General features: G+C 61.1%; 18 protein-coding genes and 1 tRNA gene. 12 read left to right on the top strand and 7 right to left on the bottom strand.

What is annotated here, in order from left to right; genetic code table 11:
• Window positions 1-6 precede the first annotated feature (6 nt).
• From LZ496_RS10010 to LZ496_RS09990, 5 genes are read left to right on the top strand one after another with little or no spacing between them, the layout of a single operon-like run.
• Window positions 7-1,677, top strand: a complete 1,671-nt coding sequence (locus LZ496_RS10010; protein WP_249904481.1) for a class I adenylate-forming enzyme family protein — start codon at window positions 7-9, stop codon at window positions 1,675-1,677.
• 3 nt (window positions 1,678-1,680) lie between these two features.
• Window positions 1,681-3,810, top strand: a complete 2,130-nt coding sequence (locus LZ496_RS10005; protein ID WP_249904480.1) for a molybdopterin cofactor-binding domain-containing protein — start codon at window positions 1,681-1,683, stop codon at window positions 3,808-3,810.
• A complete protein-coding gene (gene hemH / locus LZ496_RS10000) occupies window positions 3,807-4,802 on the top strand; it encodes a ferrochelatase (RefSeq protein WP_249904479.1) in 996 nt (331 codons plus the stop codon). The genes LZ496_RS10005 and hemH overlap by 4 nt, the downstream gene beginning before the upstream one ends.
• A gap of 38 nt (window positions 4,803-4,840) precedes the next feature.
• Window positions 4,841-5,563: an acetoacetyl-CoA reductase gene (gene phbB / locus LZ496_RS09995; protein ID WP_249904478.1), complete on the top strand. Its 723-nt coding sequence runs from the start codon at window positions 4,841-4,843 to the stop codon at window positions 5,561-5,563.
• Entirely contained in the window at window positions 5,563-5,811 is a 249-nt protein-coding gene (locus LZ496_RS09990; protein ID WP_249904477.1) for a ribbon-helix-helix domain-containing protein, read from the top strand. Before phbB ends, LZ496_RS09990 begins: the two co-directional genes overlap by 1 nt.
• Here LZ496_RS09990 and LZ496_RS09985 read toward each other — a convergent pair.
• The 3 genes from LZ496_RS09985 to LZ496_RS09975 form a co-directional block, all read right to left on the bottom strand.
• The gene (locus tag LZ496_RS09985) at window positions 5,770-6,621 is read right to left on the bottom strand and encodes an ATP-grasp domain-containing protein (protein ID WP_249904476.1); all 852 of its coding nucleotides are present in this window, start codon (window positions 6,619-6,621) and stop codon (window positions 5,770-5,772) included. The two genes, LZ496_RS09990 and LZ496_RS09985, sit on opposite strands and share 42 nt — an antisense overlap.
• A complete protein-coding gene (locus LZ496_RS09980) occupies window positions 6,621-11,270 on the bottom strand; it encodes an NAD-glutamate dehydrogenase (RefSeq protein WP_249904475.1) in 4,650 nt (1,549 codons plus the stop codon). The genes LZ496_RS09985 and LZ496_RS09980 overlap by 1 nt, the downstream gene beginning before the upstream one ends.
• A 118-nt stretch (window positions 11,271-11,388) precedes the next feature.
• Entirely contained in the window at window positions 11,389-12,825 is a 1,437-nt protein-coding gene (locus tag LZ496_RS09975) for a PAS domain-containing protein (protein WP_249904474.1), read from the bottom strand.
• Between the two features lie 190 nt (window positions 12,826-13,015).
• Here LZ496_RS09975 and LZ496_RS09970 point away from each other — a divergent pair.
• A tRNA-Thr gene (locus LZ496_RS09970) sits at window positions 13,016-13,091 on the top strand.
• Between the two features lie 338 nt (window positions 13,092-13,429).
• Here LZ496_RS09970 and LZ496_RS09965 read toward each other — a convergent pair.
• From LZ496_RS09965 to LZ496_RS09955, 3 genes are all read right to left on the bottom strand, one after another.
• Complete coding sequence (locus LZ496_RS09965) at window positions 13,430-14,863, bottom strand: peptide MFS transporter (RefSeq protein ID WP_249904473.1); 1,434 nt, start codon at window positions 14,861-14,863, stop codon at window positions 13,430-13,432.
• A 555-nt stretch (window positions 14,864-15,418) separates the two neighbouring features.
• On the bottom strand, window positions 15,419-16,633 hold the full coding sequence (gene nhaA / locus LZ496_RS09960; protein ID WP_249904472.1) for a Na+/H+ antiporter NhaA: 1,215 nt from the start codon (window positions 16,631-16,633) through the stop codon (window positions 15,419-15,421).
• A gap of 98 nt (window positions 16,634-16,731) precedes the next feature.
• On the bottom strand, window positions 16,732-18,066 hold the full coding sequence (locus LZ496_RS09955) for an SLC13 family permease (protein WP_249904471.1): 1,335 nt from the start codon (window positions 18,064-18,066) through the stop codon (window positions 16,732-16,734).
• 124 nt (window positions 18,067-18,190) lie between these two features.
• Here LZ496_RS09955 and LZ496_RS09950 point away from each other — a divergent pair, with 124 nt between their 5' ends.
• The 4 genes from LZ496_RS09950 to LZ496_RS09940 all read left to right on the top strand — a co-directional run bounded on the left by LZ496_RS09950 (window position 18,191) and on the right by LZ496_RS09940 (window position 19,664).
• A complete protein-coding gene (locus LZ496_RS09950; RefSeq protein WP_249904470.1) occupies window positions 18,191-18,556 on the top strand; it encodes a hypothetical protein in 366 nt (121 codons plus the stop codon).
• Complete coding sequence (locus tag LZ496_RS09945) at window positions 18,556-18,828, top strand: DUF5985 family protein (protein ID WP_249904469.1); 273 nt, start codon at window positions 18,556-18,558, stop codon at window positions 18,826-18,828. The genes LZ496_RS09950 and LZ496_RS09945 overlap by 1 nt, the downstream gene beginning before the upstream one ends.
• Entirely contained in the window at window positions 18,829-19,092 is a 264-nt protein-coding gene (locus tag LZ496_RS14070; protein WP_366516718.1) for a DUF5985 family protein, read from the top strand.
• Between the two features lie 128 nt (window positions 19,093-19,220).
• A complete protein-coding gene (locus tag LZ496_RS09940; RefSeq protein WP_249904468.1) occupies window positions 19,221-19,664 on the top strand; it encodes a hypothetical protein in 444 nt (147 codons plus the stop codon).
• A gap of 343 nt (window positions 19,665-20,007) precedes the next feature.
• On the opposite strand, the gene LZ496_RS09935 is transcribed toward LZ496_RS09940, so the two are convergent.
• Window positions 20,008-20,220 (bottom strand): hypothetical protein, encoded by a 213-nt coding sequence (locus LZ496_RS09935; RefSeq protein ID WP_249904467.1) that lies wholly within the window; start codon window positions 20,218-20,220, stop codon window positions 20,008-20,010.
• A gap of 116 nt (window positions 20,221-20,336) precedes the next feature.
• On the opposite strand from LZ496_RS09935, the gene LZ496_RS09930 reads away from it, so the two are divergent.
• Window positions 20,337-22,025, top strand: a complete 1,689-nt coding sequence (locus LZ496_RS09930; protein WP_249904466.1) for a hypothetical protein — start codon at window positions 20,337-20,339, stop codon at window positions 22,023-22,025.
• Window positions 22,026-22,176: 151 nt separating this feature from the next.
• Window positions 22,177-22,941, top strand: coding sequence for a hypothetical protein (locus tag LZ496_RS09925; RefSeq protein WP_249904465.1), 765 nt, complete (start codon window positions 22,177-22,179; stop codon window positions 22,939-22,941).
• Window positions 22,942-22,985: the final 44 nt, after the last annotated feature.

The raw sequence follows: 22,985 nt of genomic DNA, 5'->3' as shown, positions 1-22,985 counted from the left end.
AGACGAATGGCTCTGACTGACCTTGACCGGAAATATGACGCGGTAATGGCCGCCGTCACCGGACCGGGTGGCCGGGTCATCCTCGACAAGGACGAGGCCGGCCGGACGATCGTCGCCAACTTTCCGGCGACCCTGCCGCTCTTCTTCAAGACTTTCTGCGCGCTCTACGCCGGTGTCGACGCGGTCATCGCCGGTGAGGAACGGCTGACCTTCGGCCAGCTGGATAAGCTGTCTGACCAGATGGCGCGCGGCCTCGTTGCACGGGGCATTTCGAAAGGCGACCGGGTCGGCATCGCAATGCGCAACTGCCCGGCGTGGATCCTGTCCTACATGGCGGTCGTGAAGACAGGCGCGGTCGCAACCCTGCTCAACGGCTGGTGGCAGCCGGAGGAACTGGAACATGCGCTCCAGCTTACCGAGCCCAAGCTGGTGCTTGCGGATGCGCCAAGGGCGCAGCGCATCGCCGCCACCTGCGCGACCTGTTCGGTCGATGCGATCGCGATCGACAAGCGAACGCCGGAAGCTTTTCTCGAGCTGCTCGCTGAGGGATCGGCTGAAATAGCGCTGCCCGAAGTATCCCCGGACGACGAAGCGACCATCCTCTTCACCTCGGGTTCGACCGGGGAGGCCAAGGGCGCGGTGTCGACGCATCGTGCGGTGACGACCGGCGTCTATGCCTATTCGACGGCATTGATGACCTTGCGTGGAATCCTGGAATCCGAAGGTCGTCCGCCGCCGAACCCGCTCAAGACGCTGGTCGTCGTCCCGCTGTTTCACGTCACCGGCGAGGTGCCGGTGATGCTGAACAGCTTCGTTATCTGCCGCGGCATGGTCCTGATGCCCAAATGGGATGCGGGCGAGGCGCTAAGGCTGATCGAGAAAGAGCGGATCACCTATTTCGTCGGCGTTCCAACGATGAGCCTGGAGCTCATGAACCACCCGGACCGGGACAATTACGATCTCAGCACATTGACCGACATCGCCGGTGGCGGAGCGCCGCGCCCGGTTGCCCATGTCGAGCGACTCCGCAACGCCTTTCCGGCCACGCAGCCCGCACTCGGTTACGGCCTGACAGAGACCAACGCCGTCGGCTGCGGCAACTTCTGGGGCAATTACGCGGCCAAGCCGGCTTCGACGGGACGTCCTCAGGTCCCCTTTGTCGACATAGCCATTCTCGGCGAAGGCGATCTGCGCCTACCCGCCAACGAGCGCGGTGAAATCGCCATCGGTTCGGCCGCCAATATCAAGGGCTATTGGAGAAATCCGGAAGCGACCGCGGCGGCCTTCACACCGGATGGATATTTCAAGACGGGCGACATCGGCTACCTGGACGATGAAGGCTATCTGTTCATCGTCGATCGCAAGAAAGACATCATCATCCGTGGCGGGGAGAATATCTCCGCGGCGGAGGTCGAAGCCGCGATATACGGAAGCGAGGGAATCGCCGAGGTCGCCGTATTCGGAGTTCCCGACGAGCGCCTGGGAGAGATAGCAGTCGCCGTCCTTCACCGGCGCGAAGGCAGCAGCATCACCGAGGACGAGCTTCGAGAATTTCTCGACGGCCGCCTTGCGGCGTTCAAGATTCCCGCGCGCATGATCTTTTCGGACGAGCCGCTTCCACGGCTTGGTACCGGCAAGATCGACCGTGTGATGCTGAAACAGCAATATGCCGGCTAGCCGGTGAAGCTGGCGAAAGTCACTCGCCGGAATCTGCTTATCGGCGGCGGCGCGGGCGTCGGACTGATTGTCGCATTCCTGGCCTGGCCGAAGCGTGACGCAAGCCCGCTTCGGCCGAGGGCGAAGGAACCGGTCTTCGGATCCTTCCTCAGGATCGCGACCGATGGACGTGTCACGGTCGCGGTCCCGCAGACCGAGACCGGGCAGGGCATCTGGACCGGGCTGGCGCAGATCGCGGCCGACGAACTGGGTGCAGCGTGGGAGAATATTGCTGTCGAGCCGGCACCGAGAGGCTCGGCTTATCTCAACAGCATCATCGGCCGCGATTTCGATGTGACCACCCGCGTTACGGCGGGTTCAACATCGGTCCGGGCATTCGAACAGCCGCTGCGCGAGGCCGCGGCGACCGCTCGCATCTTGCTGTGCGAAGCCGCGGCGGAGCGCTGGAGCGTCCGTTCGAGCGAATGCGACACTGACGGCGGCTTCGTCGTTCACGAAGGAAAGCGCGTCGGATTTGGCGAGGTTGCCGAGGATGCGGCAAGGCTTCGGCCGGCCGACAGTCCCAGCCTACGGCTGGCGGAAGCCCGCAAACTGGTTGGACAGGCGCTGCCTCGCCTTGACCTTCCGGCAAAGTCCGACGGCAGTTTCCGCTTCACGTCCGACGTTCGCCTTCCCCGAATGATTTACGGCTCTGTCAGGATGGCGCCGCCGGGCGGCCGGCTGCTCGGTTTTTCGCGCGAGAATGGCAGGCGCCAGCAGGGACTGGTCGACCTCATGGTTCGCGATCAATGGCTTGGAGCGCTCGGCCATACCTGGTGGGCGGCAGATAAGGCGCTGACTCGCGCCGCGCCGCGCTTTGGAGGCACGGATTCCGGCGATATCGCCGCGCTGCTCACCGAGCGGATGGCGAATGGCAAGGTCGAGCCGCTGTTCGAACGGGGCGACTATAGCCAAGCGACGGAGGGTTCGACGCCGCTCGCCGCAACCTATTATTCCGCCCCGACGCCGCATCATTCCCTCGAGGCTCCCGCCGCCGTGGCACGCATTGCCAACGGCCGGCTGGAAGTATGGGCGGCGACGCAAATTCCGGATCTTGCTCGCACCGCCGCCGCAACGGCCGCAGGGATGCCGGAAGGCGACATCGAGCTTTACCCAATGCCGATCGGAGATGGTTCGGGCAGTGGCTTCGGTCTGGAGGCCATCACGATCGCGGTGGAAATGGCCAAGCATAGCGGGCGGCCGGTCAGCCTGTCTCTCGCCCCTGCAACCGCGCAGAACCATGACGCCGTGCGCGGACCGATGTTGATGCGCATGACCGCGCTACCGGCAGGCGATGGGCGAATTTCGGCCTGGAGCTCCAGGCTGGTCGGCGCATCGGGTCTGGAGGCTTCGATTGCTCGGGCCGAAGAACGCAAGCCTTCGGGCGTCAAACTGGTGGCCGCAAGTCCGCCATATGATTTTCCCTCGGTCCGCGTGGACGGCATTTCCTCCGACGTTCCAATCCGCACCGGATATATGCGGGGCGGCGAAGAGGCGATGCTGACCTTCGCGACCGAAAGTTTCATCGACGAGTTGGCGCGGGCACTTCACGCCGAACCGCTGGCATTCCGTATCGGAATGCTGGGGGGTGCCCCTCGCCTCGCCAAGGCCATCATGGCGGCCGCAACCATCGGCGGATGGGACGGAGGCGCTCCGGGCAGCAATCTGGGTCTGGCCTGCGCCACGCATTACGGATCGCATATCGGCCTTCTTGCCGAAGCGACGATCGGCGCCGATCAGCGCATCAAAGTGTCGCGGCTGGTTGCAGCGGTCGATGCCGGGCGGATCGTCAACCCGGGGCTGGTTCGCCAGCAGATCGAGGGAGGATTGCTCGCGGCGCTGGCGGCCGCCGTCGTGCCCGCGCCGGAATATGTGGCGGGCATGCCGCGAGCCACCCCCATGCGCGGACGAGGGTTCGAGCGCCTGCACGACGTTCCCAAGATCGAGGTGGAGCTGGTCCCAAGCGACGAACCCGCCGGCGGCGTCAGCGGACTGGGACTGGCGGTTCTTGCGCCCGCGGTCGCCAATGCGATCGCGGCCGGAACCGGCAGGCGCTTGCGCAATTTGCCGTTCGATCCGATGAGCGCGCCATGACGATCGAGAAGGAAGACATCACCAGCGTCGGCGTGCTGCTGGTCAATCTGGGGACGCCCGACGCCCCGGATGTCGGCGCGGTCCGGCGCTACCTAGCGGAATTCCTGTCCGACCCGCGCGTAGTCGAGATACCCGCGACACTCTGGAAGCCGGTCCTTCACGGGGTGATCTTGCGGACGCGCCCGGCCAAGTCGGCAGAGGCATATCGCCAGATCTGGACCAATGAAGGTTCGCCGCTCATGGCCATCTCCAAGCGGCAGAGGGACGCGCTCCAGCAACGCCTGGGTGATGATGTATTTGTCGGCCTTGCGATGCGCTACGGCAATCCGGCGATCGGTCCTGCGATTGCGCAGATGGTCAATCACGGTTTCGATCGCATCCTTCTGGCGCCGCTCTATCCGCAATATTGTGCCGCCACGACGGCCACTGCCGTGGATGCCGCCTTCGCCGAACTGGCGAAGATGCGCTTGCAGCCTGCCATCCGGATCCTGCCGCCTTATTTCGACGACCGGCTGCACATCGATGCGCTAGCGAAGAACCTGCAAAGGCAGCTCGATGCGCTGGCATTCAAGCCTGAACGATTGCTGCTCAGCTTCCACGGCATGCCGGAGCGTACGCGAACCCTGGGCGATCCCTATTATGAGCAGTGCAAGGCCACCGCGGACTTGCTCGGCGGGCAGCTGGACCTCCCGATCGATGTCGCATTCCAGTCGCGGTTCGGACGTGCCCGATGGCTGCAGCCTGCAACGGACATGGTGCTCGCCTCCTACCCGTCGCAAGGGGTCAAGCGCGTTGCGATCGCAACGCCCGGCTTTTCGGCCGACTGCCTCGAAACGCTGGAGGAGCTTGGAATTCGCGGGCGCGAAACCTTTATCGGGGCCGGTGGAGCCGACTTCGCCCGCCTCGATTGCCTGAACGACAGCGACGAGGGGATGCAGATGCTCGACGCGCTCATTCGCCGCGAACTTGCCGGATGGTGGCCGGCGTCCTAACGCAAATCAACAAAACCAAAAGGTCAGGAGAGAGAGTCATGGCGCGAGTGGCGATCGTAACCGGAGGCACGAGAGGTATCGGCGAGGCAATCAGCCTTGCGCTCAAGAACATGGGAATGAATGTCGCGGCCAACTATGCTGGCAACGACGAGCGTGCGCGCGAATTCACCGAACGCACCGGAATTGCCGCTTACAAGTGGGACGTTTCCGACTTCGAGGCATGCCAGGCCGGCGTCCAAAAGGTCGAAGCCGACCTCGGTCCGGTGGACGTATTGGTCAACAATGCCGGCATCACCCGCGACACGACCATGAAGCGGATGGACCATCAAAAGTGGCAGGACGTCATCGACACTAACCTCGGCGGTTGTTTCAACATGGCCAAGGCGGTGTTCGAAGGAATGCAAGGCCGCAGCTATGGCCGCATCGTCAACATCGGATCGATCAATGGTCAGGCAGGCCAGTACGGCCAGGTCAACTATGCCGCGGCCAAATCCGGTATTCACGGCTTCACCAAGGCGCTGGCTCAGGAAGGTGCCCGCAACAATGTCACGGTGAACGCGATCGCGCCGGGCTATATCGACACGGATATGGTCTCTGCGGTTCCGCCCGAGGTGCTCGCCAAGATCGTCGCGAAGATCCCCGTCAATCGGCTGGGCAAGGCCGAGGAAATTGCGCGGGGAGTGGCCTTCCTGGTCGATGAGAATGCCGGCTTCGTTACCGGCTCGACGCTGTCGATCAACGGCGGGCAGCACATGTATTGATGGCGTTGGGGTCGCCGACAAAACGGTCGGTGACCATTGCCGGCCACGAAACTTCGATCAGCCTGGAGCCGATCTTCTGGGCGGCGTTGGAGCGCGCCTCTCAGGCCGAACGCCTTCCGGTGAACGCGCTGATAGCCCGCATCGACGTCGAACGGCTGGAAACACCTGGCGGGCCGCCAAACCTGACGTCAGCAATTCGGCAGTGGCTATTTCTGCGGCAAGGCCGAACGAATGGCAGCAGCGAATGAGGCGCCGCCGTCCGGCGCATGCTGCAGCCACAAGGCTGGCTCGATCAGCTCAAGCTCGATGATCGCCAGTTCGCCTTCATTGTCGCGCACCATGTCGACCCGGGCATAGCTGGCCTTCGCCGGCGCTGCGGCCAGGGCGGCATGGGCAAGGTCGATCGCCCCGGCGGGCGGTTCGCATGGCAGCTCGGTGCCGCCGAGATGGGGCTGGACGCGATAATCGCCGGCCTTGGGGCGCTTCACAATCGAATGGCTGAAACTTCCGTCGAACAGCATGATCGAATATTCGCCCTCGCTCGAAACGGCGCTCAGGAACGGTTGCACGAGCATCTGCTGGCCGAGAGCTTCCTGCGGAACCGGGTCGTCTGACTCAAGCAGGTGGGTTCCATAGGCGGATGCCGAGACCGGCGGCTTGATAACCAGCCGTTCCCCAAATTCAGCCCGGGCGTCCGCGATCGCAGCTTCATCGAGCTTCTCGACCAGCCGTGTCGGGATCGTTGCCACGCCTTGGTTGCCCAGCTCGGCAAGGTAGCGCTTGTCGCTGTTCCAGCGAAGCAGCGGTACCGGGTTGAGAGTCGGGACCGCCTCGCGCTCCAATCGATCGAGCAGTGCGTGCCAGCGCGGCGGATCCTGGTGATATCCCCAGGCGACCAGCGGCATGACGAGGTCGAACCCGGCAAGGTCGCCGGGGCTGGTCCAGTCACGCGCTTCGACCGAGAAGCCGGCGCGCAACAACACGCCCGCCTCGACCTCATAGGCCCAGTCCCATTCCTCCGGATAATCCGGGGCGGGAACCAAGATTGCGGCGCGCACTAGCGGGAAAGCAGGATTCTTGCCTGGCTGGCGATCTGTGCCAGCATCGGCGCGCTTACCGTACCGGCCATGCGCGCCCGCTCCACAAGTGCCCGGAACTGCGCGATCCGCTTGGGATTGCGATCCACCCAGCGCTCGACACTCTCGTCCGGCTCCTCACCGCGCGTGCGACCGAGGAAGTCGATCCGAAGCTGCTCGAAATCGCGGATCAACCCGGCCGCGAGCAAACGCTCCCAATTGTCGTTTGGCGTGTAGCGCGCAACCTGCTGCTGGGCCCAATCGATGCCCAACACCTCTCCAAGGCGGGTGTAGGCCCGGGTGACGGAAAGCTCGTCAAGTTCCTTGCGTGCGCCAAGGGCCGCAATTCCGAACACGCCATCCAGCTCGTAAAGCCGGACGAGGCGGTCGACGATGTCCTTGCTCGCCCCAAGTTCGGCCAGCTGCGTACGGCGAGCCGCCGACTCTCCCTTGACCTCGGCCCGGATCAGACCCGCCGTCTTGGCGCCGACCTTCTCAAGGCCAGGCCTCAGCAATTCGCAGACCTGGGCGACACTCGTGTCACCCGCGGCAGCGCGAATGACGTCGCCGATATGCGCGCGAATGGTCTTGGCTGCGATCGCAAACAGTTCGATGCGCTTGGGTTCGGGCAGCTGCGCCAGTTCGATCTTCGACCAAAGGCTCTTGAGGTCGAGCAGCCGCTCGGCAACCAGGAACGCGACGATCACTTGCGGCAGGCCGACACCCTCTTCCTCGGTCATGTCGAGAGGCAGGCTCGGCCCCAGCCGATTGACCAGCCGGTTCGCGACCTTCGTGGCGACGATCTGGTGGCGCAGGCGATGGATGCGGATCGCGTCGGCGTGCTTCTTCTGCATCGGCGCCGGGAAGGCGGCCATCAGTTCGCTGTCCATCGTCGGATCGTCGGCTAGCTTCAGTTCCTCGGCCGCGTCCTGCAATGTCATCTTCGACATCGACAGGATGACGGCCAACTCCGGCCGGGTAAGGCCGCGGCCATCGGCACGCCGGCGGAGCAGGACATCGCTGCTCTCCAGCCCTTCAACCTTGCGATCGAGCCGACCGAGCGATTCCAGCATCTCGATCGACCGGACGAAGCCCGGGATACCGGCCGGGCCGCGCGATTCCGCGATGGAAAGCGCCAGCGACTGGAGTCGATTGTCCTCGAGGACCAGCTCGGCAACCTCGTCCGTCATTTCGGAAAGCAGCTTGTTGCGGGTCTCTTCCTTGAGCCCGCCTTCACGCATTTCGCGATTGAGCGGGATCTTGATGTTGACCTCATTGTCCGAACAATCGACGCCCGCCGAATTGTCGATGAAGTCGGTGTTGATGCGTCCGCCGAACGTGGCGAACTCGATCCGCGCCGGCTGGTTGATCGCGAGGTTCGCGCCTTCGCCGATGACCTTGGCGCGGACGTCCCTGGCGTCCACGCGAAGCGCATCGTTGGCCGGGTCGCCGACCTGCGCATGCGTCTGGTGACTGGCCTTGATGTAGGTCCCGATGCCGCCGAACCACAGCAGGTCGACCGGGGCCTTCAGGATCGCGGAAATAAGGCTGATCGGATCGATCGTCGCCTCTTCGATCCCAAGCGCCGCTCTGGCTTCCTTGGTGAGCTCGATCGACTTCTGGCTGCGCGGGACGATCATTCCGCCCTTCGACATCAGCTTGCGGTTGTAATCGTCCCAGCTCGAGCGCGGCAGTGCGAACATGCGCTCGCGCTCCTCCCAGCTCTTCGCCGGGTCGGGATCGGGATCGATGAAGATGTGGCGGTGATCGAACGCAGCGACCAGCTTGATCGCCTTGCTGAGCAGCATGCCGTTACCGAACACGTCGCCCGACATGTCGCCGCAGCCGGCGACGCGCACCGGTTCAGACTGAACGTCGATGCCCATCTCCAGGAAGTGCCGCTGGACGGAAATCCACGCGCCCTTGGCGGTGATGCCCATCGCCTTGTGGTCGTAGCCGTTGGACCCGCCGGAGGCGAAAGCGTCACCCAGCCAGAAGTTGCGGTCGAGCGCGATGGCATTGGCGACGTCGGAGAAAGTGGCCGTTCCCTTGTCCGCCGCAACGACGAAATAGGGGTCGTCGCCGTCGGTGATGACGACGTCCGACGGATGAACGACCTTATCCTCGATGATATTGTCGGTCACCGACAGCAGAGACCGGATGAAGATCCGGTAGCTTTCGGTACCTTCGGCCAGCCAGCCATCGCGGTCTACTGCCGGGTTGGGGAGCTGCTTGGCATAGAAGCCGCCCTTCGCACCGGTCGGCACGATGACTGCGTTCTTGACCAGCTGTGCCTTCATCAGGCCGAGGATCTCGGTCCGGAAGTCGTCGCGCCGGTCGGACCAGCGAAGCCCGCCGCGGGCGATCGGGCCGCCGCGCAGATGTATGCCCTCGACGCGCGGGCTGTAGACCCAGATTTCGCGATAGGGCACCGGCGCCGGAAGGCCCGGGACGGACTTGGATTCGATCTTGAACGCCAGCGCTTCGCTTGCCTGTGGTGCAAAGGCGTTGGTGCGCAGCGTCGCGCCGATGACGGCGCGCATCTGGCGCAAGATGCGATCATCGTCGATGCCGCGTACATCCTTCAGCGCATCTTCGAACTTGGCCGCGGCGTCCTTGACTGCTGCTTCGCGTCCGCTTGAGGCCTTGGGGTCGTGCGAAACCGCGAACAGTCTTACGAGCGCGCTCGCCGCCTTCGGGGCGCGCCGAAGGGCGTCGACCACGGTGGCGACGCTGAACGCAACGCCCGTCTGGCGCATGTAGCGGAACCATGCGCGCAGCCACACGACCGGGCGCGGTTCCAGGCCGGCATAGAGGACGAGCTGGTTGAACGCGTCGTTCTCGCTCTTGCCTGAAAGTACATCGGCGATGGCCTGCTCGATCACCTCGGCACGGGCCATGACATCGCCGAGCGGCACGCCGTCCGCCAGTTCCAGCAAACAGTCGTGGATATGCGCCTCGACCTCGCCCTCGAGCTGGATCGGAATCTCGGCGAGCACCCGGAAGCCGAAATTCTCAAGCACCGGAATGGCATCCGACAGCGGTATGAGGCCGCCGCGCCGGTACATCTTCAGACGCAAATGCTCCTCGCCGTCCACCTTCTCGATACGAAGGCGCGCGTCGCGCTCTTCATCATCGTTGAGGCGGTTGAGGCGCAAAATGTCCTGTGCCGCTTCCTCGGCGGTCGTCCGGTTGCGATAATAGTCGGGGAATTGACCCGCATAGGTCAGCGTGAGGCGCGTAGCGCGACCTGCACCAACCTGGTCGATCAACGCTTCTTCGACTCCTGGTTCCCAACCGCGCACCATTTCGTCGAGCCTGCGGTTCAGCTCACTGACGTCGGGCGTCTCATCAGTACGCTCGATATCCAGCGTGTAGCGAACCAGCGCCAGATCGCCTTCGCCAAGCTCCACCGCCCAGCTGGTGACGGCGCGTCCGGTCACTTCCTCGAGTAGCTCCGAAACAGCAAGCCGCCGCTCGGTATTGAGTTCGTCGCGCGGCAGCCAGACGAAGGCAAACAGATGCCCGCCGAGAATGCTTCGTGCGAGAAGGATTGCCGGCCGCGGGCGATCGGCCAGCGACATGGCCATGGTAATAAGATCGTGGCCGCTGTCCTCGCTGAGGTTTACCAGAAGGTCGCGGGGCACGGAGGCGACGGCATGGCGAAGCGCCTTGCCGCTGTGGCCATGAGGATCGAAGCCGAATTCCTTGTCCAGTTCCTTGAGGCGGCGGCGCAGCAGCGGCACGTCCTCGGTGGGCTGGATCAGCGCCTGGCTGGTCCACAGGCCGGCATAGACGCCGATCCCGGTGACCTTCTTGCCTTCGCGGATCGGGACCACGATCAGGTCGAGCGGAACGCGGCGATGAACCGTCGAACGGCGCTCGGCCTTGGCCATCAGCGGAACAGCTCCACCGCCTTCGAAGTAGCGGATCGCCCCAACCGAACCGCCCTTGTCGGTCGGCGCACCGGGAATCGAAAAGATGCCAAGCGTGTTTGAAGAATCCTCGCCCGGGCGTTCGACTTCATAGCCGAGCAAGGTCAATGCGCCGTCGGCGAACCAGTTGAGCAAGGCGCCTCCTTCGGGGTCCTCGATCTTGCCCGCATCAGCCTTCATCTGCGCCTGCATCTTCGGCCAGTCGCGCACGGCGGCGCGGACGTCGGCGAGCACCGCATGAAGATCCTCGACCAGCTCCCGCCGGCCACGTGCATCGGTGCGATCCAGTTCGATGTACATCATCGATTCGCGGCGAGCCCGGTCGTCGCACAGCGGCTCCAGCGCCTGGAGCGTGCCGCCCTCGTCGCGGTCGACGCAGACAACCGGGTGAAGCAAGCGGTGGATGGTGAGATGTCGTCCGGCAATTGCGTTGGCGACGGAGTCGACCAGGAACGGCATGTCGTCGTTGATGATGCCAAGGCGCATTCGGCGCCTGCTCGCTTCGCCGCCGGTGGACTCGAGCCGGATCGCGACTTCGCCGCGGCGCCGCTTGTAGGCGATCTCGGCGATGAACCGCGCCGCCTCTTCCTGTTCGTTCGAGCTGAAACCGTCGATTTCGCCGGCAAGCGCGTTGCCGATCAGCGCTTGTTGCAAGGCGTCGACCGTCGACGCTTCCGCGCGCGTGATTACCGTCATGATTTGCTGTTGCTCCGCATGTCCGCGATTGAGCGCGGCCTAATCCCGCAGATCAGTTAAGGCAACAGCCCGAAGCCCTTTCGCGGTCTTGCAGCGGAGGAAAGTGGCGCCGGGTGCCTTAGTTGGCGGCGCGGCGCAGAGCCCGCTCCAGCATGGAACTGTCGGCAACCAGTTCGACCACTTCATGCACGCCGTCCGCATTGCGGCGGGTCAGCACCAGTGCGAACTCCTGATTGGTCGGAAGCTGGGCGAGCGCGATGGACGGCGCCGAACGAAGGGCGGATTTGCCCGCTTCCACCTTGTCTTCCGCGGGCTTGTCCGGCCGGCGAGCCTTGCGCTCCTCCGCGACAAGACCCTTCAAACCGCCTTCGGCCTCTTCGACGAATTGCTGGAACCCGCCAAAGTCGATTCCTTGCCGTTCGGCATAGTTCAAAGCGGCGGCGAACTCGGTCAGTCGTGTCTTGTCGTATTCGACGCCGAACACGAGCTTGACGATAGGCGTCATCGGCGCACGGGCCTGCGACTTCACGCCGGCGTCGTCGAGGATCTCCGCATATTCTTCCGGCACCCGCTTCGATGCCACGGCGAAATCATAGGCCATGGCCAGCGCCCGATAGAGGGCGACGCGGCTGCGACCATCGGCCTGCTTGCAGACTTCGGCGCTTTCGCGAGCCGCCCACAGACGGTCGGCCAACCCGGCGTCTGCATCCAGCTCTATTGCCAGTTCCTTTTCGTCAACCGTCTCGGCAAGCGGCTCTGGATCGGCCAGCGGACCATCTTCCCAGCTGAGATGGGGAGCGGCAGCCGGCGCCTCTACGGCTTCCAGCGGATCGTCCGACATAACGGGTTCAAATTCGGCTGCCCGCTCGGCCTCGGGCGCGAAGGGGACCTGGTCGACCAGCTCGAGCGTGTCGTCGTTGTCCGTTTCCAGCGCTTCGTCCGCGCCAAGCTCCAGCACGTCTTCGTCCAGGAATTCGTCGGATTCGGCTTCGATCGGGGGCAGCACGGCCCGTACGACCTGGGGAGCCGCGACCCCCTCGCCCAAATCCTTCCAGTTGATGACGCCGTAGATGAAATCGATCATGTCGCCGTCGGAGCTGAACGGCATCAAGATGCCGCGATAGCAGATGTTGCGACCGCGCTGATTGACGAACTCCGCCTCGAACCCGACCGGGGCCCGGTTGGCGATAATCTGCATATAATGGTCGGTCAGGCGCGACAGCAGCGACCGGCCGGGAACGTCGGCGATGCTCTTGATGTCATCGCCGATCCCGCATTCCTCGCGAATCGCGGTGCCGATATAGGGCGTCGCCGGATTGTCGCGGCCCTCGGTGAAGTCGAGCAATACGGAATGCGGCCCGAAATCCTCGATGTCGCCCGGTTCCAGGTCCTCAATCGACGGATAGTCGCGACCCTCGAGCAGCGAACACCAATAGTTGTAGGCGCGGACGTGCATTCGGCGTTCATCGCCCCCAATTTCGAGCGTAACATCGGCCTGCGGCTCGGCTGCAGCCGGCCCGCCATAGTCGCTGGGATATTCAGAAAAGCTGTCCACGCGCAAGAATCCCGCAAATCTCCGATTCAGTGCCAGTTTCAACGGAAACGGTTGCCAAACCGTTAAGCATATTCTCCACGTTTAGGCGCTGCGCCGCAATGCCGGGGCGTGGCCGTTGATCTGGGTCGGGACGGGCTTGCGGGGCCGTTGCCGCCCGTGTAGGGGCGCATCCGCAAGCCATTCAGGCCATGCCGCTTTAGCTCAGCTGGTAGAGCACATCATTCGTAATGATGGGGTCGTGGGTTCGAGTCCCCCAAGCGGCACCACCTTTTTAAGTCACTTTCACAAGCAATTTCAGGATCTTCCTTGTGAGGTCCCTTTGGCTCACGATGCCAATCCCAAGCTTTCGAAAGTTCGTTATCCCACAAGCCTTCGGTCACCGAGCTAGCGAACGTTTGGATTAGCTCTAGGAAACCAATGGGTTACAAAGGCCTTGGCGTGGAGAATTTCCCACTGGCTTGTTTTTGCACCTTCGCAAGCTTCAGCGGCTGGCCGCAGACAAAAGGCCGAAAACCAAGTGCACGTAATTGGGTAAAGCTTGGGCTCTTCTAATGACCGGAATCGACCCATTGCGGTCATTAGGTGGCAAGTATGAGCTCCTGCGTTACGACTGCGGCCCAGGTTGCTGCAGCAGCAGGCGGCCGAACAGGAGCTTGACGCCCAGGAAAATCGCTGCCGCGCTGAGGATGGCCGCGACATGGATACCCCAGAATTGCCCCGCCGGCATGATGTCGAGCCACCCGCCGACGATCCCGACGAGGATGTTGGCAAGGAAAAGGAAGAGGTAATAGATGCCGATCACGGTCCCGGTGATCGCCCGCGGGGCCGCTCGCGAATAGAGGGCAAGGCTGACAGGAAAAACATTGGCGAAGCCGAGATTGTTGAGCGTGTTGACCAAAAGGGCGATCCACAGGCTGGGCCGCGCGCCGGTCGCGGCGTGATGGCTGGCGACGATCGTCACCAGGATGAAACCGGATGACGAGATCAGGCAGCCGATGATCAACTTGGTCAGATCGTCGGGCTCCCGCCAGCGGCCCGCATACCAGCGCCAGAACGCCACTGCTCCGGCCAGCGTGAGCACGCCCGTCGCGGCATCGAACGACACCAGGAACGATGTCGGCATGCGATGGCCGAACATCATGAACTCGTAAGACCGGTCGGCCCAGACCAGGTAGGCGTTGAACATCTGCTGGTTGCCGAGTGCGCTCATCGCCAGCACGGGGATCAGCAGGACCAGCAGGATCAGGACCTGCCAGTCGCGCCGGGTCATCGCCGGCACCGGCTGCGCAGCGGCGGAGCGGAGCAGGCGCGGCTCCGGCGGCAGGTGGTGGCGCCCGAACAGGTAGATCGCCAGGCCGATTACCATGCCCACTCCCGCGGCGCCGAACCCCCAGTGCCAGTCGATCTCTTCGCCCAGAAATCCGCAAACCAGCGGAGCGAAGAAGGCGCCCGCGCTGATGCCGATATAATAGAGCTGGTAGGCGTCGGTCGCGCGGCCGTCGCCGGGAGGGTAGAGAGCGCCGACCTGGCTGGCCAGATTGCCCTTGAGGCACCCCACCCCGAGCACCAGCAAAAGCAGTGCGACCAGGAACGATGCGTCGAACGCCATCAGGAAATGCCCGGCGGCCATCAACAGCGCGCCGAGCGTGACCGTCCTCGTCTTGCCGAGCCAGGCGTCGGCAACGAGGCCACCGAAGATCGGCGTGAAATAGACCAGTGCGGTGTAGGTGCCGAAAATGTGCGAAGCCAGCGCCTGCGTCGTCGGCGGCGCCCCGTAGATCCAGCTCAACCCGGCGGTGAACCAGCCAAACCCCGCGATATTCTCGACATGGCCCGGGAGCAGCAGCGCCTTAACCATGTAGAGCACGAGCAGCGTCTGCATGCCGTAATAGGAGAAACGTTCGAACGCTTCGGTGAAGGCGATGACGGGAAGGCCGACGGGATGCCCAAGGAACTCGAGCCTGGGTCTCGCTACAAGCGGCTCGGGACCAGCCTCAATCTCCTCGATCGCCACCGCGCTCTCCCTCCCCGGGGTCACACGCATAAGCCTGTTCTACCCTAGCGACAAACGCCACCCATAGGGTCCACGGCCAATGACCGTTTTCCACCCATTGCGGTCATTAGCTTTCGAGGGCGGCCGTGCCTTCGGAATCTTCCGGCTGCCTAGTTTACGATCGTTCAAAAGCTCCCTGCGGCCGGCTGCTTGCGAAAGCGCTTAAATAACAATGAGTTTCGTAATGATGGGGTCGTGGGTTCGAGTCCCCCAAGCGGCACCACCTTTTTTAAGCACTTTCACAAGCAAAATCAGAGCCTTCCTTGCGAAGGCCCTTCCGCTCTGGTGGGACTCTTTGCCTTCCAAAAGCGCGTTATCCCACAGGCCCGTCGTCACTGACCTAACGCGCGTTCGTATTAGTCACCGAAAATCAAAAGGTTACAGCACCTTTGGCTTAAGACTTTACCCACTGGCTTGTTTGCGTTCGTTCGCAAGTTCACAGCGGCCGACCGAGGATGGAGGGCCGCAAATCAAGCTCAGCTGCGTGGGTTAAGCGTGGGCCCTTCTAATGGCCGGAATCGACCCAAACTGGCCATAACGTCACTCGTCCCGATGTTCGCGGCTGAATACCTTTCCATACTCCGCGTCGTCCTCGGCAAGGAACGGAATAGGGGATGCTATTCGCAATGCGAGGCAACCCAAAAGCGCCGAAACCAGCGACCCCGCAAGAGTGCCGATTTTGGCTGCGTCAATCAGCTCGGGTCGGCCGGGGAACGCCAACGCTCCAATGAACAGGCTCATCGTGAAGCCGACTCCGCAAAGGAGCGCTCCACCATAGAGTTGTGGCCAACTCACGCCCTCAGGCTTGGAACAAATGCCCCATCTGGCACAGCCGTAAACCGCTCCGAAAATCCCGATTTGCTTGCCAAGGAAAAGGCCCAATAGAACGGCCAGGGTAGCCGGGTTGCCTAGCGCGCTAAAATCGCCTTCCAGGCGAACTCCAGCGCTGACAAATCCAAACACCGGCACGATACCGAAAACCACCCAAGGATGGATCAGGTGCGCCAAGTGTTTGAGCGGCGAATGGGCTTCCTTCGTAGCAAGCGGAATAGTCGCCGCGGCCAACACGCCAGCGATGGTTGCATGAACACCGCTCGCCAGCATCAACAACCATAGGACACCAAATCCAACCAGGAAGGGCCAGAGCTTGCGAACGCCCAAGAGGCCCATAGATGCCATGATGCCGGTTACCCCAGCGGCAGCGCCCAAGGCTGTTCCATTGAGTCCGTCTGTATAGGCGAGGGCAATGATGACGACCGCACCAATATCGTCAACGATGGCCAAGGTAACAAGCAACAGCCGGAGCGAAGCAGGGGCATGCGGCCCCAGCAGAGCGAGCAGTCCAATCACAAATGCTATGTCGGTAGCAGCGGGGATCGCCCAGCCTCGGAGGAGACCGCCCTCAAACCCAACCACCGCGAGATAGACACCTGCTGGTAGAGCCATGCCGGCGATTGCCGCTACTATCGGGAGTCGACGCGCCTCAGCTGTAGCAAGGCGTCCTTCAAACCATTCTCGCTTCACCTCCATGCCCACCAACAAGAAAAATACGGCCATAAGGCCGTCGGCAATCCATTCATGGAAACTCATCACGCCGTAACGGGGCATGGTTGGACCGAACTCCCAATGCAGCAAATGTTCGTAGGAGTTCGCCAGCGGCGAGTTGGCGGCGACAAGTGCCAAAAGGGCCGTGGTTATCAGCAGCAGGCCCGCCGAAGCTTCAAGACGGCGTTGCTTTACAGGGTCAACTTCCATGCCCGAGCGTAGCTAGACGTTTTCCTTTGGTCGAGGCCTTGCTCCGCAATGACCGCCTTCCACCCATTGCGGACATGGCGTCGATGCTTCTCGGTCATTCAGAAAGGAAAATACACCTGTATCGCGATGACGCCCGCTACCCACGTAAGCAAGTTGAGCGGAAGGCCGAATTTGACGAAATCCAGATAATTATAGCGGCCCATCTGGTACACGAGCGCATTGGTCTGATAGCCGAACGGCGTCGCGAAGGCGGCGCTTCCGGCCGCCATCACCGCCACTAAAAATGGCCGGGGGCTGGCATGCAGAGCTTCCGCCAATGCCACGGCGATCGGCGTGAACAGAACCGCCACCGTTGCATTGGACAGCAGTTCGGTCGCGAAGAGTGTCACCCCGTAAATGATGATCAGCGCCAGAAGCGGGCTCAACCCGTCGAGCGTTTGAATCAACGAGTCCGTGGCTATCGCGGCGAGACCAGAAACATCGAGAGCAATGCCCAGGACGAGCATTCCAGCAATGAGCATCAGCACATCGGCACGAAGTCCACTGTAGGCCTCATCGGCCGTGACTACCCGCAAGAGAATTAGCAGCACGGCGCCGGCGAAAGCGCACGCAGCGATCGGCGCGACATTGACCGCGGCGAGTCCGATTACTCCCACGAAAACGGCGAAGGAAGCGAGCGCCTTCAACGGCTGCAGCTTGCGGCTGGGCCCGAAGGCTTGAGCCGATCCCACTTGGCCACCAGCAAGACCCGGTTCCTGCTCGATCCGGAACGTCTCATCGGAATCGTTTGTCTCGTCTCGGCCACTTCCGATCAGTCGATGACTGAACAGCAGCAAATAGAGTCCTCCGACAACCGCGATCGGAACGCCGACCGGCGTAATCTCAAAAATGCTGAATTTTGGCTGGCCTGCCACGGCGGCCATGTCGTTGACCAGCAAGTTGGTCGATGTGCCGATCAGGGTGCAGCCGCCACCGAGCACGGCCGCGTAAGAGAGCGGGATTAGAAACCGCTTGGGTGACAAGTTAAGGGACTTCGCGGCGTCACGAATGACGGGCGCGCTCAGCACCACGATGGGTGTGTTGTTGAGAAATGCGGATGCGGCGCCCCCAAGCGCGATCATGATCCACAGCCCGAGACGGCCAATTCTTCGACACAGCGTTACCAACGCCTTAATGGTGGCGTCCAGGAGTCCCGACAGCTCCATTGCGTAGGCAATCACGAATAACGAGGCCAGAGTAACAATCGCGGGGCTGGCGAAGGCTCCTTGCACCTGGATCGGGCGAACGACCCCAGTCAGCAGCAACACGGCTGCGCCTGTCAGCGCAACAACATCAGACCGAAGCTTGTCCCAAATCATTGCCGCAACCACGGCAACGAGCACCATGAGCGTTATGGTCTGGGGAGATAGGTAGGAGCCCACCTGTTTCACCATCGCCGCTCGGTCGGCAGATTGCCAGAGCAATAATGGCCGATTCTAGTGTCCGCTTTCCAGCCAGTCCGGGCATAAGCGCTTGCGACCCATTGCGGTAGTTGGATAGCTCGCCCATAGATTGAGCATGCCACATGCCGGTGACTTGGCCTCCTTTATCACTGATAATTTCAAGTCGATCTGGACCTTGGAGTTGTTGCTGTTCCTAAAGGAACACGCTGCCACGGCGTGGCAAAATGATTCCTTGGTTTCAGCGTTGAGGGCGAGCGACGCGATCGTCGCGACTAGCGTCGACCATCTCTTCGCTGCTGGCCTCATCCTTTCCGATACGAAAGGCGCAAGATACGCCCCCGCTTCACAGGATCTGGGCGAGCTTGTCGAGGAAGCGCAGCGTCTCTACGCGACGAAACCTAACGCCGTTAGACGCTTGATAGTTTCTCGGGGAGCCAACCTTTCTGCATTTGCCAGCTCGTTCAAGATCGGGAGAGATTAGTGGCCACCGGTCTGCAACCTGCGGTCTACGCACTTTGCTTCATCACAAGTGCCGCATGCGGGCTGCTGCTCGCCCGCAATTATATGCGCACTGGCATCCGGCTATTGCTGTGGAGCAGTCTTTGTTTCGGCCTCTTGGCTGCCAACAACCTGACTGTGATCGTGGATCTGCTGGTGCTGCCAGGATCGGATCTCCAGATCCCCAGACTGGCCTTTTCTCTCAGTGCAGTGCTGGTCCTGCTCTTCGGCTTTATTTGGGACTTGGAAAGCTAGATGCTGGTTGCATTTCTTTCGGGAGCCACCGTTATGGGATTTGGCCTGGCGGGACTGTTTTTCCTTCGGTTTTGGACGCGCACCCGAGACCAGCTGTTCCTCGCCTTCACTGCTTCATTCTGGTTGCTTGGATTGAGCCAAGGTTTGCTGTCGTTCTCAAATGTTCCAGTAGAGGAAAGGACACCGCTATACCTCCTTCGGCTCGCGGCCTTTCTAATCATTTTGGTCGCAGTTTGGCGAAAGAACAGCCGCGCAAGCAGCTAGCGTATCCAGACCATACGATGGTGGCGCGGACTGGCTTTGGTAATGACCGCTTTCCACCCATTGCAGACAGGCGCCTGTCTGTTACGCTCCCGTAACCGCTGAGCGCAGCGCATGCTGTGGCACCTTTGTTGCTCAGCAAGGAAGGGGACTACGGCATGACGCCGCTAAATCCTGACTATCTAACGGCACTTGCGACGCAACTGGGGTCGGTTAGCGCCTTCTTCGGAGGATTTGCTGCGACGATGCTTGCGCTGTTTCTCACGGTCGGGGGAAAATCGCGCGGCTCGTTGGTCGCCGCTCATGGATCGGCGGTCGCCGCCGTGTCGTTCATCGTCGCAGTGATGGCTTCGAGCGCCTTGGTCGCAATTGCGCACCCCGATGCGCCGCTTGCTACCGCCGCACGTTCGACCACAGCAATCCGGCCTCTCCTGGGCATCAGTTTCTCGATCGGAATAATTGGTCTCTTAGTCGCAATTGCGGCGTCTGGGTGGAGCCACTCGAAAGCCATGGGATGGACAACGTCGATCATCTCAAGCGTCGCCATCCTTGCGGTCTTCTTATTAGTGAAGTGACCCAAAGCTGCTTTGGCTGAGTAAATTTGTCGCTGCCTTGCCAATGATCGTTCAGAAGCTCACACCGGCCGGCAGCTTGTGAAAGCACTTAAACAACAATGAGTTTCGTAATGATGGGGTCGTGGGTTCGAGTCCCCCAAGCGGCACCACCTTCTTTATGTGCCTTTCAGAAGGCAGTCCCACGACATCCTGCGCAAAGTGCCTAAAACGCGTGCCTCGCGCTTGGGTAAGGTTTGGGACGCGTTGGCGTCAGCGGTCGGCAGCCTAACGGTCGGTATGGGTGGAAAGCGATAGTCGCCCGGAAAATGGTCGAGCTGGATCGCGAGAACCAAGCAGACGGCCTCTAATGGCGCGATTGGCCCTGGGCAGCGAGGCTGGGATGCAATGGTAGCTCCATCCAGTAGAGCGGCTCGATGTCCGTCTCACCCATTTCAATTTCAAGCATCCATCCGGCGTCAGGATCCCAATATCCCACACCAACTTCATTTTCGTCGGTAGCGATAAGCACCCGCACATTCGGCGCGGGGTAGGTCTCTTTCACAGAGTTCCAGTCCATAACGAAGCTCGCTGAACAGTGAGGTGCCCAGAGGCGTAACACTAAATCGCTCAATTGACGCAAATTAAGTTCGTGCCCAACTAGTCTCCCAGTAGTTCGGGTAGGGATTTCTCTTCATGTTTGACTTGGATGCCTTGTTGAAGGTCGCAATACCGCCGGCTGACCTGGATAAGGCTTGGCTTGAAGGTGCGACTGACGCCGTCGACTACGTGGTTGGCAATTCCCAATCCGAAGACATCATACTTTACACCGGTGCCGGACAAGCCTGGATCTATGCGATGTTGGCTCCGCTCGCGAATGTGACGCCACCCGACTTGGAAGATTTGCAGCGCTCTCACGCCGGCCCTGACGGGGGCTGGGTAATTGACCATGTCTGGGGCGGTGGCGAGCCTGAACGTGTTTATATTTCCGCGCCGCTGGACAGCTCAAGTTGCAAGTCTTTGCGCGGAGGGGAACAGTTGGTTTTTCGCCGCTACTTCAATGGTGTGGATAAGGGTCCAGTCCGAACAGAGCTCTCGCAAAAGTTGGTGCAGGCGCTCGACCTTTATTGGCTCGATGAGGAGAGCGCATTCTGCAAACTGAATGAAGATGGCGATATTGAGCCAATCATCCGCGTGATCAACTTAAGCCGCTACACCGGGAAAGTGAGCGACATAGTCGTGACGATAAATGCCCATGAGCTTCATCGCTACATGGCCGTGACCGAAATGGCGCTCGTCACACGGTTCGACTTCACGAGGTATCGCCCGAAAGCATTTGGGGGTTGGCATCAGCCCACTCGTGGACAGCACATCGGAGAACACCTTTACCATCATTCGGGCGTCCAATCGGAGTGCAGCTTCGTCAACGGAGTGTTGGTTAGTCGGCCCCTGCTCACCCAGGAAATGTTGGTCCGAAAGAGCCGGCATGACTGGAACGACGAAGGTAAAGAGTATGCAACCTTCAAAGCGCACGACGCAAAGAATAACCGTCTAGCGGAGGTATCCTGCGCCCCCACTGCCCTCGCCAGCTATTTTGAGAAGGATTCCCCGTTGCCTTATCAGGTAACGCCAGCATTTTTCCGGCCGGAGGTGCTTCAAAAATACAAGGCAGATCCGGAAAAATATACGCTGCAGCATCGTTCGATTGAATGCCGAGCCAGCTGGTATCTAAAATCCTACGACGTGAACGAAGCTGGCCAAGTTCACGCATATTTGTGCGATCTCGCGATGCTTCCTTACAAGGAGCAACTCTACTGGCAATCATTCAATGAATGGCCGAAAGGCCCCATTTCCAAGCGAGCCTTCGAAACTGATATTCTCGGCAAATTCACGTCGATTGAGGATCCGGTCATGGATCTCAAATACGAGATCGAGAAGATCGACGGCCTCAAGCCCGAATGGTGGCTCGTTCGAGGACAGAGGCTGGCAAGCACACTCCATTACCCCATCACGACGTCTATCGAGGAATGGGCAAACGCAATTCTCGCTTTAGACCAACTCGTCGTTGAAGGATTTTCACCAAAGTCGCTCCGGAAGCGCCTTAAAGACGCTAATCGCTCCTTCGATAAGCAATGGGGTTCGGTCCGACTGCTGCAAGAATGTCTAATCTGCGTTGGGATCGATGAGGATGACGCGATCGACATTGTCGAACCTTTGAAGGCGCTCCATCACCTTAGATCGAAAGTGAAAGGCCATTCATCGGAAAGCGAGAGGCAGCAACTCATAAGGGCTGCTCGAACTGAGCATGGCAGATTGTCAGCCCATTTTCGATCGCTGGTCGCTGACGTTAGATCGGCCTTCGACAGGATTGTGGAAGCACTTTGAGTGTCTGAGTCGCTATAAAATCCTTGAGACGTTGGTAGCGGAGGAGCGACTTGAACCCCCGACACGCGGATTATCATTCCAACGGAACCGTAGCTTTGCTCGCTTTCGAGCTGAAATTGCAAAGCGCTTCAGATCCGGCCATTTCCTCCTGATGCATACTCCTGTCATATTGGCCGACAACGAGCTCGGGTTCTACTTCGAGACGAATGACGTCATCGCGCCCGCTCCAGTTGGAGTCTTCCTGGCCGAACTCGAGCGAATCGCCAGGTTGAAGAGGCACTTCGGACCGGACGCGGAGGTTCGCGTCATTGAGCTTGGCGTGGGTAGCCTTTGGGGCAAAATCGCCGTGGGGTTAGGAGCTCTCGGAGGTGCTGCGAGTATAGCTACTCTTGGCTTGGACATCTCTGACCGGCTTACGCAGCCACGCGGCAGGCTCGCAGAAGCCGTCGCAACAATGAGCATCGACAGCAGTGTGGTCTCTGCCACCATCGTGACGAAAGATAAGACCGTAACGATAACTTCGAACGAAATGCCGGCGATCACGACGGTTGAACAAAAGCGGAAGAGTGGAGATCGTGCGCCGGTAGACACCCGATTCATGAGCGGCTTCAGCCAAACGTTGATACCCGATCACGCAAAGGAGGTTCCCGCTGGTCGCGAGCCTCTGGGCAGAAAAGATTTCTCCAATCTTGGCGATAAGCGCGGCGCGCGCAATTATCTGGGCGAATTCATCGAAAGCGACGCTGTCGATTACGAGGTATTTCGTCTCGAGGGAGGTGGGACATTCGCCGCGAAGATATCAAACGAATACCCCCTCCCGCTTGTTTACCACGCGCGCGTGATGGTGCGTGCGGAACTCGACAACGCCGATCAGTTGATGTTCGTCCACGAGATTTACCCGCTTGAGCCGACGTAGACGCGTCTACATTGACGTCGCTCCGCATCGACGCGGTCAGGCGG

Origin of the sequence: Sphingomonas caseinilytica (assembly GCF_023516455.1) — a bacterium.
In the GTDB taxonomy this organism is placed as follows: Bacteria; Pseudomonadota; Alphaproteobacteria; order Sphingomonadales; family Sphingomonadaceae; genus Sphingomicrobium; species Sphingomicrobium caseinilyticum.
This window is presented reverse-complemented; position numbering and strand designations above follow the sequence as displayed.

Bases quoted from the DNA above. Each gene is read 5' to 3' on its own strand.
- LZ496_RS10010 (WP_249904481.1), top strand. From the start codon at position 7: ATGGCTCTGACTGACCTTGACCGGAAATATGACGCGGTAATGGCCGCC.
- hemH (WP_249904479.1), top strand. From the start codon at position 3,807: ATGACGATCGAGAAGGAAGACATCACCAGCGTCGGCGTGCTGCTGGTC.
- phbB (WP_249904478.1), top strand. From the start codon at position 4,841: ATGGCGCGAGTGGCGATCGTAACCGGAGGCACGAGAGGTATCGGCGAG.
- LZ496_RS09990 (WP_249904477.1), top strand. From the start codon at position 5,563: ATGGCGTTGGGGTCGCCGACAAAACGGTCGGTGACCATTGCCGGCCAC.
- LZ496_RS09980 (WP_249904475.1), bottom strand. From the start codon at position 11,270: ATGACGGTAATCACGCGCGCGGAAGCGTCGACGGTCGACGCCTTGCAA.
- nhaA (WP_249904472.1), bottom strand. From the start codon at position 16,633: ATGGAAGTTGACCCTGTAAAGCAACGCCGTCTTGAAGCTTCGGCGGGC.
- LZ496_RS09955 (WP_249904471.1), bottom strand. From the start codon at position 18,066: ATGGTGAAACAGGTGGGCTCCTACCTATCTCCCCAGACCATAACGCTC.
- LZ496_RS09950 (WP_249904470.1), top strand. From the start codon at position 18,191: ATGCCACATGCCGGTGACTTGGCCTCCTTTATCACTGATAATTTCAAG.
- LZ496_RS14070 (WP_366516718.1), top strand. From the start codon at position 18,829: ATGCTGGTTGCATTTCTTTCGGGAGCCACCGTTATGGGATTTGGCCTG.
- LZ496_RS09935 (WP_249904467.1), bottom strand. From the start codon at position 20,220: ATGGACTGGAACTCTGTGAAAGAGACCTACCCCGCGCCGAATGTGCGG.
- LZ496_RS09930 (WP_249904466.1), top strand. From the start codon at position 20,337: ATGTTTGACTTGGATGCCTTGTTGAAGGTCGCAATACCGCCGGCTGAC.
- LZ496_RS09925 (WP_249904465.1), top strand. From the start codon at position 22,177: ATGCATACTCCTGTCATATTGGCCGACAACGAGCTCGGGTTCTACTTC.